Annotated in this window: 14 protein-coding genes and 1 tRNA gene; 3 read left to right on the top strand and 12 right to left on the bottom strand. The window is 40.6% G+C overall.

What is annotated here, in order from left to right:
- Nucleotides 1-34 precede the first annotated feature (34 nt).
- From yajC to queA, 6 genes are all read right to left on the bottom strand, one after another.
- On the bottom strand, nucleotides 35-364 hold the full coding sequence (gene yajC, locus GFH30_RS10755; protein WP_153372505.1) for a preprotein translocase subunit YajC: 330 nt from the start codon (nucleotides 362-364) through the stop codon (nucleotides 35-37).
- Nucleotides 365-469: 105 nt separating this feature from the next.
- On the bottom strand, nucleotides 470-1600 hold the full coding sequence (gene tgt / locus GFH30_RS10750) for a tRNA guanosine(34) transglycosylase Tgt (protein WP_153372503.1): 1131 nt from the start codon (nucleotides 1598-1600) through the stop codon (nucleotides 470-472).
- Nucleotides 1601-1725: 125 nt separating this feature from the next.
- A complete protein-coding gene (locus tag GFH30_RS10745) occupies nucleotides 1726-2574 on the bottom strand; it encodes a DUF4303 domain-containing protein (RefSeq protein WP_153373451.1) in 849 nt (282 codons plus the stop codon).
- A gap of 118 nt (nucleotides 2575-2692) precedes the next feature.
- Nucleotides 2693-3259, bottom strand: coding sequence for a LemA family protein (locus GFH30_RS10740; protein ID WP_153372501.1), 567 nt, complete (start codon nucleotides 3257-3259; stop codon nucleotides 2693-2695).
- A 27-nt stretch (nucleotides 3260-3286) separates the two neighbouring features.
- Nucleotides 3287-4315: a hypothetical protein gene (locus GFH30_RS10735; RefSeq protein ID WP_153372499.1), complete on the bottom strand. Its 1029-nt coding sequence runs from the start codon at nucleotides 4313-4315 to the stop codon at nucleotides 3287-3289.
- Between the two features lie 16 nt (nucleotides 4316-4331).
- Nucleotides 4332-5366: a tRNA preQ1(34) S-adenosylmethionine ribosyltransferase-isomerase QueA gene (gene queA / locus GFH30_RS10730; RefSeq protein WP_153372497.1), complete on the bottom strand. Its 1035-nt coding sequence runs from the start codon at nucleotides 5364-5366 to the stop codon at nucleotides 4332-4334.
- A gap of 162 nt (nucleotides 5367-5528) precedes the next feature.
- On the opposite strand from queA, the gene GFH30_RS10725 reads away from it, so the two are divergent.
- Both GFH30_RS10725 and GFH30_RS10720 read left to right on the top strand, forming a co-directional pair.
- Nucleotides 5529-5615: transfer RNA gene (locus GFH30_RS10725), tRNA-Leu, on the top strand.
- Between the two features lie 196 nt (nucleotides 5616-5811).
- Nucleotides 5812-7164 carry an amino acid permease gene (locus tag GFH30_RS10720; protein WP_153372495.1) on the top strand — a complete coding sequence of 451 codons (1353 nt, stop codon included), beginning with the start codon at nucleotides 5812-5814 and terminating at the stop codon, nucleotides 7162-7164.
- Between the two features lie 151 nt (nucleotides 7165-7315).
- On the opposite strand, the gene GFH30_RS10715 is transcribed toward GFH30_RS10720, so the two are convergent.
- From GFH30_RS10715 to GFH30_RS10705, 3 genes are all read right to left on the bottom strand, one after another.
- Nucleotides 7316-7687 carry an MmcQ/YjbR family DNA-binding protein gene (locus tag GFH30_RS10715; protein WP_153372493.1) on the bottom strand — a complete coding sequence of 124 codons (372 nt, stop codon included), beginning with the start codon at nucleotides 7685-7687 and terminating at the stop codon, nucleotides 7316-7318.
- A 74-nt stretch (nucleotides 7688-7761) separates the two neighbouring features.
- Entirely contained in the window at nucleotides 7762-9207 is a 1446-nt protein-coding gene (locus GFH30_RS10710) for a protein adenylyltransferase SelO (RefSeq protein WP_153372491.1), read from the bottom strand.
- 129 nt (nucleotides 9208-9336) lie between these two features.
- Nucleotides 9337-10500, bottom strand: coding sequence for a fatty acid desaturase (locus tag GFH30_RS10705; protein WP_153372489.1), 1164 nt, complete (start codon nucleotides 10498-10500; stop codon nucleotides 9337-9339).
- Between the two features lie 222 nt (nucleotides 10501-10722).
- Here GFH30_RS10705 and GFH30_RS10700 point away from each other — a divergent pair, with 222 nt between their 5' ends.
- Complete coding sequence (locus GFH30_RS10700; RefSeq protein ID WP_153372487.1) at nucleotides 10723-11205, top strand: META domain-containing protein; 483 nt, start codon at nucleotides 10723-10725, stop codon at nucleotides 11203-11205.
- Nucleotides 11206-11225: 20 nt separating this feature from the next.
- Here GFH30_RS10700 and GFH30_RS10695 read toward each other — a convergent pair whose 3' ends face one another.
- The 3 genes from GFH30_RS10695 to GFH30_RS10685 all read right to left on the bottom strand — a co-directional run bounded on the left by GFH30_RS10695 (nucleotide 11226) and on the right by GFH30_RS10685 (nucleotide 14611).
- On the bottom strand, nucleotides 11226-11939 hold the full coding sequence (locus GFH30_RS10695; RefSeq protein ID WP_153373449.1) for a glycerophosphodiester phosphodiesterase: 714 nt from the start codon (nucleotides 11937-11939) through the stop codon (nucleotides 11226-11228).
- 145 nt (nucleotides 11940-12084) lie between these two features.
- Nucleotides 12085-12669 (bottom strand): cob(I)yrinic acid a,c-diamide adenosyltransferase, encoded by a 585-nt coding sequence (locus GFH30_RS10690; protein WP_153372485.1) that lies wholly within the window; start codon nucleotides 12667-12669, stop codon nucleotides 12085-12087.
- A gap of 91 nt (nucleotides 12670-12760) precedes the next feature.
- A complete protein-coding gene (locus GFH30_RS10685) occupies nucleotides 12761-14611 on the bottom strand; it encodes a TonB-dependent receptor plug domain-containing protein (RefSeq protein WP_153372483.1) in 1851 nt (616 codons plus the stop codon).
- Nucleotides 14612-14640 lie beyond the last annotated feature (29 nt).

Below are 14640 nucleotides of genomic sequence, written 5' to 3'. Positions count from 1 at the left end.
TGAAAAAGTCGTGCGTGAGCACGACTTCTTTTGATTAAATGTTATTTAAAGTGCCTTCAGGAAGAACTGAGATGACGCTGGCACGTTGAACTTTTACGTCCACACCGCGGCTCAATTCAACCACTGCGAAATCACCTTCAATTTTTGTGATTTTGCCCATCAAACCACCGGCAAAAACAACTTCGCTGCCCACACCCAAGCTTTCAATTAACGCACGATGTTCTTTTGCACGTTTTGCTTGAGGGCGCCAAATCAAGAAATAGAAAATGGCAATAAATACAGCAATCATCAGAATGTTTGCCATCATATTGGGTTGTGCAGCAGCTTCACCTGCAGCATGCGCAGTTGAGATAAATAAGCTCATTATTTTTTCCTAAACTTAAAAAAAACCGGTTATCAACGAGTTGATAATAAATAGACTTGTTCTGCAATTTACCTTGTCTTTTTCTTTAGCGCAAATGCTGAAAGATTAATCTTCAGGACAAGGTGGCACTTCTAGACCACGACGTGCATAAAAATCTTGAACAAATTCGTCAAAAGTACCGTTATCAAGTGCATCACGCATGGCTTCGGTTAAACGAAGGTAATAACGTAAATTGTGAATGGTACCGAGCATTGAACCGAGCATTTCACCGCATTTTTCTAAATGGAACAGATACGAACGAGTGAAATTGGTACAGGTATAGCAATCGCAATGTGGATCAAGTGGACCTTGGTCATGACGATATTGACTGTTACGGATACGCACTAACCCATCAGTCACAAAATAATGACCATTACGTGCATTTCGGGTTGGCATCACGCAGTCAAACATATCGACACCACGGCGCACCGCTTCAACGATATCTTCAGGTTTACCGACACCCATCAAGTAACGTGGTTTATCTTCAGGCATTTTTTTCGGAAGATAATCCAATACCTTGATCATTTCTTCTTTCGGCTCACCGACAGATAAACCACCAATCGCATAACCGTCAAAATCAATTTCTTTTAATCCATTTAAAGATTCATCACGTAAATCTTCGTACATACCACCTTGGATAATACCGAACAAGGCATTACGGTTTTTCAATACGTCATGATGTTGGGTTTTACAACGTTTCGCCCAGCGTAGTGACAATTGCAGTGATTTTTGCGCTTCTTCATGTGTCGCAGGATAAGGCGTACATTCGTCAAAAATCATCACAATGTCAGAGTTCAAGGTGTGCTGAATATCCATTGAGATTTCAGGCGATAAAAACACTTTTGAACCGTCAATTGGCGAGCGGAAGGTCACGCCTTCTTCTTTAATTTTACGCATTGCGCCCAAGCTAAAGACTTGGAAACCGCCTGAATCTGTCAAAATAGGATTATTCCATTTCATGAATTGGTGCAAACCACCATGTTCACGAATAACATCAAGACCCGGACGTAAATATAAATGGAAGGTATTACCGAGAATCACTTGAGATTTAATCTCTTTAATATCACGTGGTAACACGCCTTTTACCGTGCCGTAAGTCCCGACAGGCATGAACATCGGTGTTTCAACCACACCGTGTTCCAAGGTCAGACGACCGCGACGCGCGCGACCAGACTGCGCAAGTTTTTCAAACTTCATAAGAGTTCCACATCAAGGCGAAAAAACAGTTCGCTGATTATTCATGCTAAAACGCGCTATTTTCCTTGATTCTGCGTTTAAACGCTAGCATTGTCACAAACTAACTCAAATTTATCGCATCTCGATTAAATCGGAACGTCGACAGGATTATTATGTCCTGCATGATGAAATTGTTGTAAACGCTGTAGAATTTCATCCTTACTGAGTGCGCAGCTGCCATCGACTTCAAATGCCATAGCAGCAATGTGATGGACTAATTTTTGAATATAAGGATTAGTATCAATAAAATAAGGCTCTAAGGTCAGCAAATAAGCTTGATGTGCGACTTGCAAATAGTCATAAGGCTCAATTTCCACAATCTGCCCAAGATCAACCAGCATATCTTTATCAGTTTGCGAAAGTTTGCTGCGTGCATCGCTCTGCTTCGCATTTTTGTGATTTTTATTAAACAGAAAATGCCTGAGCAGTAAGCTGTCTTTATTTAATTTTTTTGCCGAATGTATTTCAATATCGTCTTGCGTTGGCGCACTTAAGAAAAACACGATACGATTTAAATCCAAATGATGAACCTGCTCAAGTGTATCAATCGCAGCTTTAACATGATTTAGAATAAGATCTAAATGATTGGATTGATTCAAATCATGATTATTGAGCAGAGGATTGCCAAAACTATGTTGGCTTTGAAAGTATGCAAGCAAAATATGACGAAATTGTTTGAGACCATGTTCGGATGAATTGGTACTGCGGTAACGCCATTTTTGTACATTCCAACGATCTTTTTCGGCTAAATACTGGGTTCGATCTTCTTGATCGCTAAAAATACTTTTCTCAGTGGATAGCACTAAATCTTCAACCAATAAAAATTCATCCAACGTCAGGCAACACGCATAGATGTCATCGGCTTGATAATGCTGATACATCTGTAAAAAGGCATTCACCAAAATATTTTTTAAACCATCCATCTGAGTCGGCATCATTTTTTTATTCTTTATCGTGTTTTAAATATTTTTGAGCGTTGAAAGTGCATTCCCCAAATCTTTCAACGCATATTTTTTTAGCGAACGTTTGATTCACATAAATTTATAAGGGTTTTTAAAAATTCGGACGATAGTCAAAACTCTGCGCAGCCTGTTGATCGCGGAAAGGGCGAATGGCTTTTTTCTTTAACAACATATCGTTGATGATGTTATGTGGGAAAATCTGAATCTGATTATTGAACAGTTCAACGTTACGGTTATAAATGGTAATCGCTGCACCGACATTTTCGTTTTGTTCTTCAATTTCATTCATCATTTTCAGATAAATCGTGTCGGCTTTGAGTTCCGGATAGTTTTCAATGACCACATTTAAGCTGCGCATGAGTTCTTGATTAAGACTTTCAATTTTCTGAAGCTGTGACACATCGGCATTATTAAGATTTAAATTAAGAATGTTTTGGCGCAGCTCGGTAACTTTCTCCAGTGTGCCTTTTTCAAAGCTTGAATATTGCTCCACAAGGGGTTGTAAGCCATCTAATATTTTTAACTTTTGACGTTCGTAACTCGCAACATCTGACCATGCGCGAATGGTGGCATTATGATGACGCACAATACGATTTCGCAGCAAAATAATGGCGATAATGACCACAATTGGAATGACGACAAAAATCAAAAATCCCATCAGAAACATCCCTCTCAATTTGAATGATTATTTTAAAAACTGTAATAGTTGCTGTTGTAATTTTTCCAATTCAATTAATTTAAACGTTCTGAGATGTCCACGCAATGTCGAAATATCATTGATATGTTTTTGACGACTTGAGACTTTAAACAAATCGTGGGGTCCTAAATAGCAGAGTAGCTGTTTTTCTGGGTGAAAGAGCAGATCCCCTTGACGATGTTCAAAAAAATCCGCGAGCCTCAGGACAAATCCCGGGCTCATAATTTTTGCCATTTGCAGCGGATCGCTGCCATAAAATTTGAGTTTTTGATTGGTTTGAATGTCGCTGCTATGCCAATCATAGTCATAGGGATAATAAAACTTTTTATTGGATGTACTAATGGCTAAGCCATGAATAGCAACATCAAAGACGAATACGCCCCATAAATCCTTATGGATTTCTTTGATCGTGACACGATCGCCATTTTTGTCATAGGTTTGCAGCTCATCAACATAATGGTATTGAAAGACCATCACTTGATGTTGTTTGCCATCTTCATCTTCCCAAACGGTACTGGCATAACGACTGATGTCATTACTAAGCGAACCGCATTCAAACAAGGGAAAGAGTCGTTTCAGATGCCCAATAAATTGTAAGGAATTGAGCGGAACAGAAATATGCTCGGGTTGCTGCGGAAAATTCAATTGGTATTTATGGGAAAGGGCCGTTTCTTCTAAGTATTCGATGACGTCTTGAAGCGGTTGCTTGGTTTCATAGGTTAAATACGCCCAAAATAGAATAAAAAATCCTAAAGTTGCGTTGCACTGAAACCAAATATTATGCGGTGAAATAATAATTGTCAGGATTTGAACTGTGCCGAATAGGGCTAAAATGAGCGGTAATTTATTATCAAAGCTTAATTGAATGGGTGCATTCCAAGGATGCAAACCATCGAGCAAGGCTTGATGACTTTTGGCTTCACGACCTAAATGCCAAAGCCGAGCGATATTGTGAAAAACCACTTCATTTTTCTGACGACGAATATGAATGGAATGTTTCACCGCATCGATCGGCATAGGCAGCGTCCTTGGCTTATTTCGCTTGATCAATCAGCATGGCATCACCATAACTGAAGAAACGATATTGGCTTGCAACCGCATGTTCATAGGCATTTAAGATGTTGTCACGGTTTGATAATGCAGACACCAGCATCAATAATGTCGATTCAGGCAAATGGAAGTTGGTAATCAAACGATCCACCACTTTGAACTCGTAACCCGGATAGATAAAGATTTGCGTATCACCTGTCCAACCTTTGAGTTCACCGCCATTGGCTTGCGCTGCACTTTCGGTTGCACGGGTTGCTGTGGTACCGACTGCAATGACTTTATTGCCACGTGCTTTAGTGGCTTTAATGAGCGCCATAGATTCATCTGACACCTGACACCATTCACTGTGCATGATGTGATTTTCAATGTCTGTGGTACGAACAGGTAAGAAGGTTCCTGCGCCGACATGCAAGGTCACGAATGTTTTTTGAATGCCTTTTTCTTCAAGCTTTTTCAATAACGCTTCGTCGAAATGCAAACTCGCGGTTGGCGCTGCCACACTTGCGAGTTTGGTTGGATCATTGAACACGGTTTGATAGCGTTCTGTGTCAATATCTTCTGCTTCACGGTTAAAGTAAGGCGGAATAGGCAGCGCGCCGTATTGGTCTAAAACATCTAAAATCGGTTGTGAAAATTCAACAATAAATAAATTCTCAAGACGACCTTGAACTGTGACTTTAACGGCATCTGGACCGATGAACAGTTCAGCACCTGCTTTCGGGGTGTTGCTGGCTTTAATATGACAATGTGCGATAAACGCATCTTGCATACGTTCGACCAAGACTTCAACTGCACCACCTGAAGCACGCTTACCTTTCAGGCGTGCTTTCATGACTTTGGTGTCATTAAGGACCAATAAATCGCCTTCATCCAATAAGTCTAAGATATCGGTAAAGTGATGATCATGATATTGACCATTGGCATCAAGATGAAGCAGGCGAGAAGCACTACGAGTTTCAAGGGGATAGCGAGCAATCAGCTCATCAGGGAGATTAAAGCTAAAATCAGAAAGTTGCATGACGAATTACGATAGAAAAACTGCAACTAGTATAAACTTTTTTCTTTTTTTTGGCGGGAATTGCTTAGTTTTAAATCATAAAATTCATAGTTGTTTTAAAAATAGGCAAATGCAATTATTCTGCGTTGACAAGTTTTTGAAACAGGGTATTATAGCTCCCATCCCGAGGTGGTGAAATTGGTAGACGCGGTGGATTCAAAATCCACTATCAGAGATGATGTGTCGGTTCGAGTCCGACCCTCGGGACCAGTTTCAAAAAACCCCAAGCATATTAAGTCTTGGGGTTTTTTATTGTCTAAAGAAAATGTTTTGCTCTTTTCTGCTTGAAAGTCTATATCTCTATCTCTTCATAAAACGTATAAAAAGTACACTTTCAAGTCGTTCGATTAGACAATTAGACTGCAAATATCTAAAACTCAGTTGTTATTCATAGTGAGAATGTGTTTTGAACAATGAATCGCCTACACTTCAGCGCCGTCTAAAGAATCGTCATATTCAACTCATCGCCATGGGCGGTGCAATTGGTACAGGACTTTTCTTAGGTTCAGCACATATTATCCAATCCGCTGGTCCTTCCATTATTTTGGGCTACTTAATTGGTGGTTTGATTGCATTTCTAATTATGCGCCAATTGGGCGAGATGATTGTGCATGAGCCTGTAACTGGTTCATTTAGTTATTTTGCCTTCAAATATTGGGGTAAATTTCCAGGCTTTCTGACCGGTTGGAATTATTGGGTTTTGTATATTTTGGTCGCCATGACTGAACTGACCGCCATTGGGAAATATATCAACTATTGGTGGCCACAGGTTCCGGCATGGCTGTCGGTATTGGTTTTCTTTGTGGCAGTGACGCTTGCCAATTTAGCCAATGTCAAAATGTATGGTGAATCTGAATTCTGGCTCTCATTGATTAAAGTGATTGCCATTATTTCAATGATTATTTTCGGCATCTATCTGTTAGTCACCGCAGATGTGAATTCGACTGCTTCAATAAGCAACCTGTGGGCGCATGGCGGATTTTTCCCGAATGGCTTTGATGGGCTATTCTATATGCTCGCCTTTATGATGTTTGCTTTTGGCGGCATTGAGCTGATTAGTATGGCGGCAGCGGAAACTGAAAATCCAGATCAAAATATTCCACGTGCAGTCAATCAAACCGTGATTCGGGTGTTCTTATTTTATATCTGCTCACTGGCAGTTTTATTGTCACTCGTTCCTTGGAATCAACTCAGTTTAGGTGATTTAGACCACAGTCCTTTTGTGATGATTTTTAGTCAAATGGGCATCGAATGGGCGGCGCATTTACTAAATTTTATTATTTTAACGGCATCACTTTCGGTATGTAACAGTGGGATGTATGCCAATAGCCGTATGTTGATGGGACTTGCAGAGCAGGGCAATGCACCAAAATTATTTAAGCAAGTGAACAAGCAAGGTACACCTGTTGCTGCGGTATTGTTCTCGGCATTACTCATTTTTAGTTGCGTCATTCTGAATTACTTTGTGCCTGAAAAAGCATTGAGTTATCTGATTTATATCGTGGTTGCAGCTGCGGTGTTAAATTGGATGATGATTAGTTTAATTCATTTGAAATTTAGACAAGCGATAAAAGTGCAAGATATCCGCACCAAGTTTCCTGCCATCTTTGCGCCATTGACCAACTACTTTGTTTTAGCATTTATGTTGATGATTTTATACATTATGTGGACGCAGGGTTTTATGTTGTCGGTGTTGATGTTGCCGGTTTGGATTATCTTGTTGTTTGTGTTGTTTAAAATATCGTCTAAAAATATATAGAGTTTATCAAGACTATTCCCTCTCCTTATAGTAGAGGGTTAGGGAGAGGTTATTAAAAAATACTATCTCTCCTCACTTTTTATTCAAGGGAAGAAAGAGATTCAGTGAATACCGAGTTTGGCTTGGTAATGATGATGAAAAAATTGTTGGGTTATTCAACTGATCTTAAAACTTCAATTCTCATCCGTTCCGCTTTCTTTAGTTTCGCCACCACCAATTCATAAGAGTTGAGCACCAAATCTTCTACCAAAGACTCATCTAGCACATCATCTGCATAGATTGAGATCCAATGCTGCTTATTCATATGCCAACCTGTTCGGATATATGGGTAAATATCTCTCAGCATTGCACCATGATCAGGTGTGACTTTTAAGTTAATTGCTGCTTTGCCTTGTAAATAAAAAGACAGCATAAACACTTTATCCATGACTTTAAACACATCACAACCATCACCAAATGGCTGTGTCATTGTCACTTCAGGCAGTTTCGATGCTGTTGATGATGCGAGTTTATGTAAAGTCATCAGTGATGGATCACTCAAAAAAACTGTGGATAATGCGTAAATTATCCACAGTTTTGAGGTGGGATGTGAATAAATTAAGACGAACAACTCACCATCACTTCAGGTACATCACTTGGCAACGGCGCTAAATCTTCCTTACGTTCAAGTTCAGGCTGTTTGCTAAATGGATTGCTTAGTAAATTAAACAGACGCTCTACTTCTGAAAAGTCATCACGTTCAGCAAGTTCAATCGCTTTTTGCGCCATATGATTACGTAAAATGTACTGTGGATTGGCTTTTGCCATGTCTGCATCCAATGCTTCAACATCTTGAAATTCACGGATGTTTTCATATTGGCTTAAGAAACTTTCAAAAGCACGGCGGTCTAAGCAGTCATCTTTGATTACTTCATAGTCTTTATTTTGCAGACGAATAAAACTTTGCGTGTAATCGAGTTGTTCAGACTGCAAGATTCTTAAAAATGCCATCGCACAATCAAAACTGTCTTTATGGAAACTTGGCAAGCCCATTTTCTGATTTAAACCGAGCTTGTAATACTCTAAGAACGTCGGTTCATAGTGCTCTAAACATACTGCTAAATCTTGTTTCCATTGCTCTTTATTATAGTCATTCGGGCAGAGTGAAATTAATGTATTCAGCCATGTCCATAAGTTCCAATGTCCAATACTCGGTTGGTTTTGATACGTATATCGACCTGAATGATCAGAATGGTTGTTGATCCAATTTGGGCGGAAACGTTCCATAAAGCCGTATGGACCAAAGTCCAAAGTAGAACCTGTAATATTTAAATTATCGGTATTCATGACCCCATGCGCAAAACCAACGAGCTGCCATTTAGAAATCATCACGGCAGTGCGCTGAATGACTTTGGTGGCAAAACTTAAAATCGGTTGCTCGGCATCTAAACATTCAGGGTAATGCCATTCAATACATTTTTGCGTGAACTCCGGCAACAAGTCAGGTTGGAATTGGTTGATCCATTCAAAATGCCCTAAGCGGATATGACAATCAGATGTACGAAGCATCATTGCGCCGGGTTCTAAGGTTTCACGTTGCACGCCTTGAGCCGATGAGGTAAAGCCTACCGAATTGCTTGATGCAACTCCTAAAGCATTTAAAGCATGACCTGCTAAATACTCACGAATGGTAGAACGCAGCACCGCACGACCATCGCCACTGCGCGAGTAACGGGTTTTACCAGCACCTTTTAGATGTAAATCGATGGTGTTGTTATGCTTATCTAGAATTTGTGCAATCAAGAGCCCGCGACCATCACCGAGTTGTCCTGCCCACTGACCAAACTGATGCCCCGCATAGACCATCGCTAAAGGTTCAAATTCGGCAAAGATTTTTTGCCCGCTACAAATCTCCACCCATTGTGCTTTATCGTCTTCTGACCAATTTAGTCCATCAGCAAGCGCGGCATTAAAATGACCTGCTTTGGCACCATGTAGTGGTTTTGGCGTTTGGCGGTCATAGAGACGAGGAGGGAGGCTGTTATAGCGATCGTTAAAATACATGACAGTTCAACTCAGTGCGAATCATCAAACTATAGCAAACTTCGCTTGTGAAAACTGTTGAACATTTTAGGCGTTTAAGAAACAAATAAAGCCCCAAAATCGGAGCTTTATTTTGCAACAAAAATGAAATTAAGCTGCAGTTTTTTTCAGGTTACGGAGCAACTGATTCAGTGTCTCACGATGTTCTGATAAACGCTGTTCAACTTGTTGGAATTCAACTTTAAGTTTTTCATCCATATCGTGAATTTTTTCTGCTACAGCAGCTTTCTTCGCTTGGATTTCTTTCTCTTTCAGTTTGGTCCAATCATTTAAAGTTTGCGTAAAGGCATCGTATTCTTTGGCAATATTACCTTTCACTTGAGCAATATCATCGCTCATATTTAAACCATAAATAATCGCTAGATCTTGCTCGGCATATTTAAACTTCATGGCAAGCTCAGCTTTTTTAATATTAAAGCTTGGAATACGGCGTAAATTTTTTGCCAAACCGAGTTTAGAGCAGGTCCAAATGAGCCATTTTGTTGGGTCATATTGCCACCATTTCACACCGTTACGATAGTCGTATTGGAAGATATGATGATAATTATGATAACCCTCACCCCATGTTGCAATCGCAAGCCAGAAGTTATCACGTGCAGTGTTTTCGTCTGTATATGGACGTGAACCCCACATATGACACAGTGAGTTAATAAAGAAAGTCACGTGATGGCTTAAAATAAGACGAACCAAACCACCAAGTAATAATACGCCACCAATATCGCCGACAGCCCAACCAATTGGCAACAAAATAGCTGCATGTACCGCAATCACAAGTGGCACATAATATTTGTCTTGGAACATAACGACAGGGTCGTTAAGTAAATCGGGTGCATTTTTATAATTAGGCGCTGCTGCAGGATAATCACGAAGCATCCAACCTAAATGTGCATACCAAAAACCATTATTAATTGAATACGGATCTTTCTCGGTATCATCGACATGACGATGATGCGTACGGTGACCCGAACCCCAATACAAGATACTGTTTTGCACTGCAAATGTACCCATAATCATCAGGATGATTTTTAATGGTAAGGTTGCTTCATAAGCACGATGTGCCCAAAGACGATGGTATCCCGCTGTAATACCTAAGCTACTCACGCCAAGTAAAACAAACATACTGATCCAAGCCGCAAGGCTAAAATCATGGTGATACGCATAGAACGGAATCGCAATAATTGCAACAATAGGTAAAAAAACCAAAGCAAAAACAGCGACCCAGTTCACTGGGGCTTGAGGTAGGGGAGCATTCATCTCCAACAGCACTCCTAGACCCTGAAACATTTAATCTAAGGCTTCATCCATCAGGGTTTTCAGGGATAAAGCTCAAGCATATTAGCATGCGTCTATGTGCTTCACTAGCATTATTGCTTAGCTGTATTGTACTTATGAGTAACAGAATAATATGCGCAAATAGGCTAAGTTCTGTATGTAATGAATAGCGTGATTTCCGAGTATTAAGCTGAGGATTTAAAGATGCCTAAAAATAAAAAAATGCATTTTTTCTTTGTGAGTATGATGACCTGTTCTGTCCTTTCTTTATGGGGCTGTCAGTCGAGTTCTAAGCCCTCAAAAGCACAGTATTCAACAGCTGAACGTCCTTTACAGGTCATACGAAGTCAGGATGGTATTCAAAATGTCCGTTTAAAAATTATTGAAATAAACGGACAAAAAGCGAAATTTTTTCAGCAAGAACCTTACCTCGAATTAAGGGCCAGCCATAAGCTGTTAAGTGGACATACTGGCTGTAATCCTGTGATTGGTAAGTACACATTGAATACACAATTGCTCAAAATTGACTTTGATGCGCGTACTGGCCATCAGCGTTGTGATGGCGCGCTGCCGCAAGAGGCCGAACTCATTCAGATCCTCAATGAAATTCAGGCTTATAAGATGCTAGGTAACCGCATTCAATTCTTAAATGCACGGGGTCAGGTCCTATTAATGACTCAAAAATAGTCAGTCACTCTCACTGGGAATTATAAATGGGTCAGCATCATTTTAGGATAATCGGTAATGAGACCTTGAACACCTAAGTCTCGAAGCTCTTTGGCACGTTCAATATCATTGACGGTCCAAACGCTGATCTTTAAATCGGCATTTTGTGTGGCTTTAATGATGTCGGCACTTGCCAATTGATTCATCCAACCCAATTGGCAACAACCAAGTTCAACCGCTTGTTCAATGGCTTGATGTTTGATATCAGTTTCAATCAATAACCCGCGTTTAAACTGCGATTTTTGCTGTTTTAAAGCGTGATGAATTTTAGGGTCAAAACTCGTGATAATGGCACTATGCTCAAAGCCTTTGAGTTGCTGCTCAAGCGCGAGAGTGATTTTCTCGGCTTCTGCTTCATTACTCACCGCTTTGACTTCGACTTCAATATGATCAAAATTTTGAATGACATTGAGAGTTTGGTTTAACAGCGGGGTGGCCTCGACTTTATTCCACGTTGACCAAGCCACAGCATGATTATAATGGTTTAAGTCGTCTCGACTACATTCGTAGAGTGGTTTTGCCTGACCGGTAGTACGTGCAAAATCATCATCATGCATAATGATTAAGGCATTGTCTTTCAGTTGGCGCACATCAAATTCGACCGCACGAATGCCAAGGTCTTGAATATATTGAAAGCCGCCTAAGGTATTTTCAGGTGCTTCGCCACGCGCACCACGATGTCCGATGATCCGCATTAGACGATCACCCGAATTGAACAAGATAAAAGCATGTTGAAGAGGGAAGATGACAGGAGAATGACGATATTCTGCGCCTGAAATACTTTGTTGCAAAGACCGTTGACGCAGAATTTTTCGTGAAACTTAACTCATTTTAGTGGTTTTATTGATCAATGGTCTCATGAATATTTTTTTGCCAAAGCACTTCTGAACCGCCTTCGCTGCGTTGTAAGGTACGTGATGCCACAAATAACCAATCCGATAATCGGTTTAAAAGTTGAAGTGAAGCTGCTTGAATATTTTGATCACGTGCATGTACAGACATTACACTCCGTTCTGCGCGGCGGCAGACTGCACGTGCTTGATGGGCAAGGCTACAGACCATGGTTCCCGCAGGTAAAATAAAGTCTTTCAGCATCGGTAAGCTTTCATTCATACGATCGATGTCATTTTCTAAAAATTCAATCGATACTGGTAAAACAAGATTAAAGCCCGGAATACAGACTTCACCACCTAAATCGAATAACCAATGTTGAATGAGGCTGAGGGATTTATCCCACTTGGCTTTGTCTGCAATGCTACTGATCGCAATCTGAGAGCGAAGTACGCCAATCACGGCATTGAGTTCATCGACATCGCCTAAAGCATCAATACGTAAGTCATCTTTTGGCACGCGTGAACCATCACCGAGACCTGTGGTACCTGAATCGCCTGTGCGGGTATAAATTTTACTTAAACGGTGACCCATATGAGTTCCTTAGTTTTTAAAATGCGAAATATAAAAAGCATCATGCCATAGCCATGACAGGATGCTCAAAAGTATTTATCAGAGCTTAAAATTAATATTTAACTGTGACACCGAGTGAAGCAAGGCGACCGCCGTTGATGTAATACACGCCATCCACACTGCCATCGTAAGCGGCTTTATAGTTCACATCGCCAACGTTTTGAATATTACTAAACAATTTGATGTTGGGATTCACATTCCAATAGCTATGTAAATCTACTGTGGCGTAACCCGGTGTGCTTTGCGTGGTATCCCAATCTTTAGCTTTAGATTTTGCAATCACGGTGGCACTTAAACCATATTGCGCATTTTCAAGACCCGCAGAGATGCTTAGGGTTTGACGTGGACGACGTAATAATTCTGTGTCGGTTTTTTCGTTCGTCGCTTTGACATAGTGATAACTGGTTTTAAAGAAATAATCGTCCTGTGCCCAATGCATAAAGGCTTCAGCACCTTGCATCCGAGCTTTCGATATATTGTCTAAATTCCATGGTGAAACAGCAGCATAATCAATGAGGTTATTGATGTCGGTGCGATAAATCGAAGCACCGAATGACCATGTATTATTGAGTTGTTGGTCAAACCCAATTTCATAAGAAATACTTTCTTCAGGTTTTAAATGGGGATTGGAAGATGAGCCATAGTACAGATCATTTACCGTAGGTGCTTTAAACGCTGTGCCAATATTACTGTAGACACTGAATGTTGGATTGAAGTGATAACGGACGCCTGCTTGTCCAACCTCATGGCTGCCATATTTGTCATGATCTTCTAGGCGGTAACCAATTTGGGTATTCAGGCGATCGCATTGGTATTGGTGTTGAATATAGTAACCTGTGGTATCGAGTTGCTGTGCAAATGAAGACAGAGGCTTGTTGGTTTCGGTTTCCAAGTCTTTATGTGTAACACCGACGTTCACATTTTGTTTACTGCCCAGTTGCTGTTTGAACATCAGCTCATATTCATTGGCGGTATATTCGGTAATTTCAAAACTTTTCAGCTGTTCTAGACGGTCTTTAAATTGTGAAATGCGTGCATCAGCGCGTAGGCTTGGATTCAGCTGTGCATACGCTTTTAAGGTGGTGATATTATTTTCAAACGTATGGGCTTTATTAACATAGCTATCGCTGGCCCAGTCAAAGCCTTGATAGACCGAAGTGCCTTCATTTTCACTATAGTCTAGGCTGAAACCATAATGAGCTTTTTCAAGTCCAACCTTGGCAGAAAAGCCTTTTTGGTCATAATTCGAAGCAATCGCATCTTGATGGTCACTAATCTTGGTGCCATTACTTTCTAAACGCTGACCACGCACTTGGGCAAAGAGGTCATTTTCCGCAAAGTCTGCGCCAATTAAGCTTTTATAAGTGTTGTGCTCACCCACTTCAGCCGTAATAAAGGCAGCTGATTTCTGCGGTGTTTTGGAAATAATTTGCACAACACCACCAATGGCATTGGTGCCATACAAGACGGAAGCAGGACCTTTTAACACTTCAATTTGTTTAATGTCAGTGGTATCGAGAAAGTTTAACGAGGTTGCACCACTCGCTTCATTATTCAGTCGTACGCCATCACGGAGTACTAAAGTGTGGTCTGAATCCGTACCACGCATAAAGATCGAAGTTTGCTGACCATAACCGCCGAGTTGAACGACATTAATTGCAGCTTCAGAACGGAGTAAGTCAGAAAATTGGGCAATCGGTGACTGTTCAATGATTTTCGGTTCAATAATTGAGATGCGTGCTGGTACATCTTTAATGTTTTGTTCAGAACGTGCGGCTGTGACCACAATTGTATCTAAAGAAGCTTTGGCAATTTTTTGTTCAGCAGCGTGAACAGATGAAGTGAAACCCAATGCAAGTGCGATCGCACCGACCAAGGCAGTCGGTTGAAATTGAATAGACATGTAATGCTCCATACATTCACTTCCCCGTG

It is taken from the genome of Acinetobacter wanghuae (assembly GCF_009557235.1).
GTDB classification, from domain to species: Bacteria; Pseudomonadota; Gammaproteobacteria; order Pseudomonadales; family Moraxellaceae; genus Acinetobacter; species Acinetobacter wanghuae.
This window is presented reverse-complemented; position numbering and strand designations above follow the sequence as displayed.

Coding starts and splice junctions, on each gene's coding strand:
- GFH30_RS10685 (WP_153372483.1), bottom strand. CDS start 14,611: ATGTCTATTCAATTTCAACCGACTGCCTTGGTCGGTGCGATCGCACTT.
- GFH30_RS10745 (WP_153373451.1), bottom strand. CDS start 2,574: ATGCCGACTCAGATGGATGGTTTAAAAAATATTTTGGTGAATGCCTTT.
- queA (WP_153372497.1), bottom strand. CDS start 5,366: ATGCAACTTTCTGATTTTAGCTTTAATCTCCCTGATGAGCTGATTGCT.
- GFH30_RS10695 (WP_153373449.1), bottom strand. CDS start 11,939: ATGCGGATCATCGGACATCGTGGTGCGCGTGGCGAAGCACCTGAAAAT.
- tgt (WP_153372503.1), bottom strand. CDS start 1,600: ATGAAGTTTGAAAAACTTGCGCAGTCTGGTCGCGCGCGTCGCGGTCGT.
- GFH30_RS10700 (WP_153372487.1), top strand. CDS start 10,723: ATGCCTAAAAATAAAAAAATGCATTTTTTCTTTGTGAGTATGATGACC.
- GFH30_RS10715 (WP_153372493.1), bottom strand. CDS start 7,687: ATGACTTTACATAAACTCGCATCATCAACAGCATCGAAACTGCCTGAA.
- yajC (WP_153372505.1), bottom strand. CDS start 364: ATGAGCTTATTTATCTCAACTGCGCATGCTGCAGGTGAAGCTGCTGCA.
- GFH30_RS10710 (WP_153372491.1), bottom strand. CDS start 9,207: ATGTATTTTAACGATCGCTATAACAGCCTCCCTCCTCGTCTCTATGAC.
- GFH30_RS10705 (WP_153372489.1), bottom strand. CDS start 10,500: ATGAATGCTCCCCTACCTCAAGCCCCAGTGAACTGGGTCGCTGTTTTT.
- GFH30_RS10740 (WP_153372501.1), bottom strand. CDS start 3,259: ATGGGATTTTTGATTTTTGTCGTCATTCCAATTGTGGTCATTATCGCC.
- GFH30_RS10735 (WP_153372499.1), bottom strand. CDS start 4,315: ATGCCGATCGATGCGGTGAAACATTCCATTCATATTCGTCGTCAGAAA.
- GFH30_RS10690 (WP_153372485.1), bottom strand. CDS start 12,669: ATGGGTCACCGTTTAAGTAAAATTTATACCCGCACAGGCGATTCAGGT.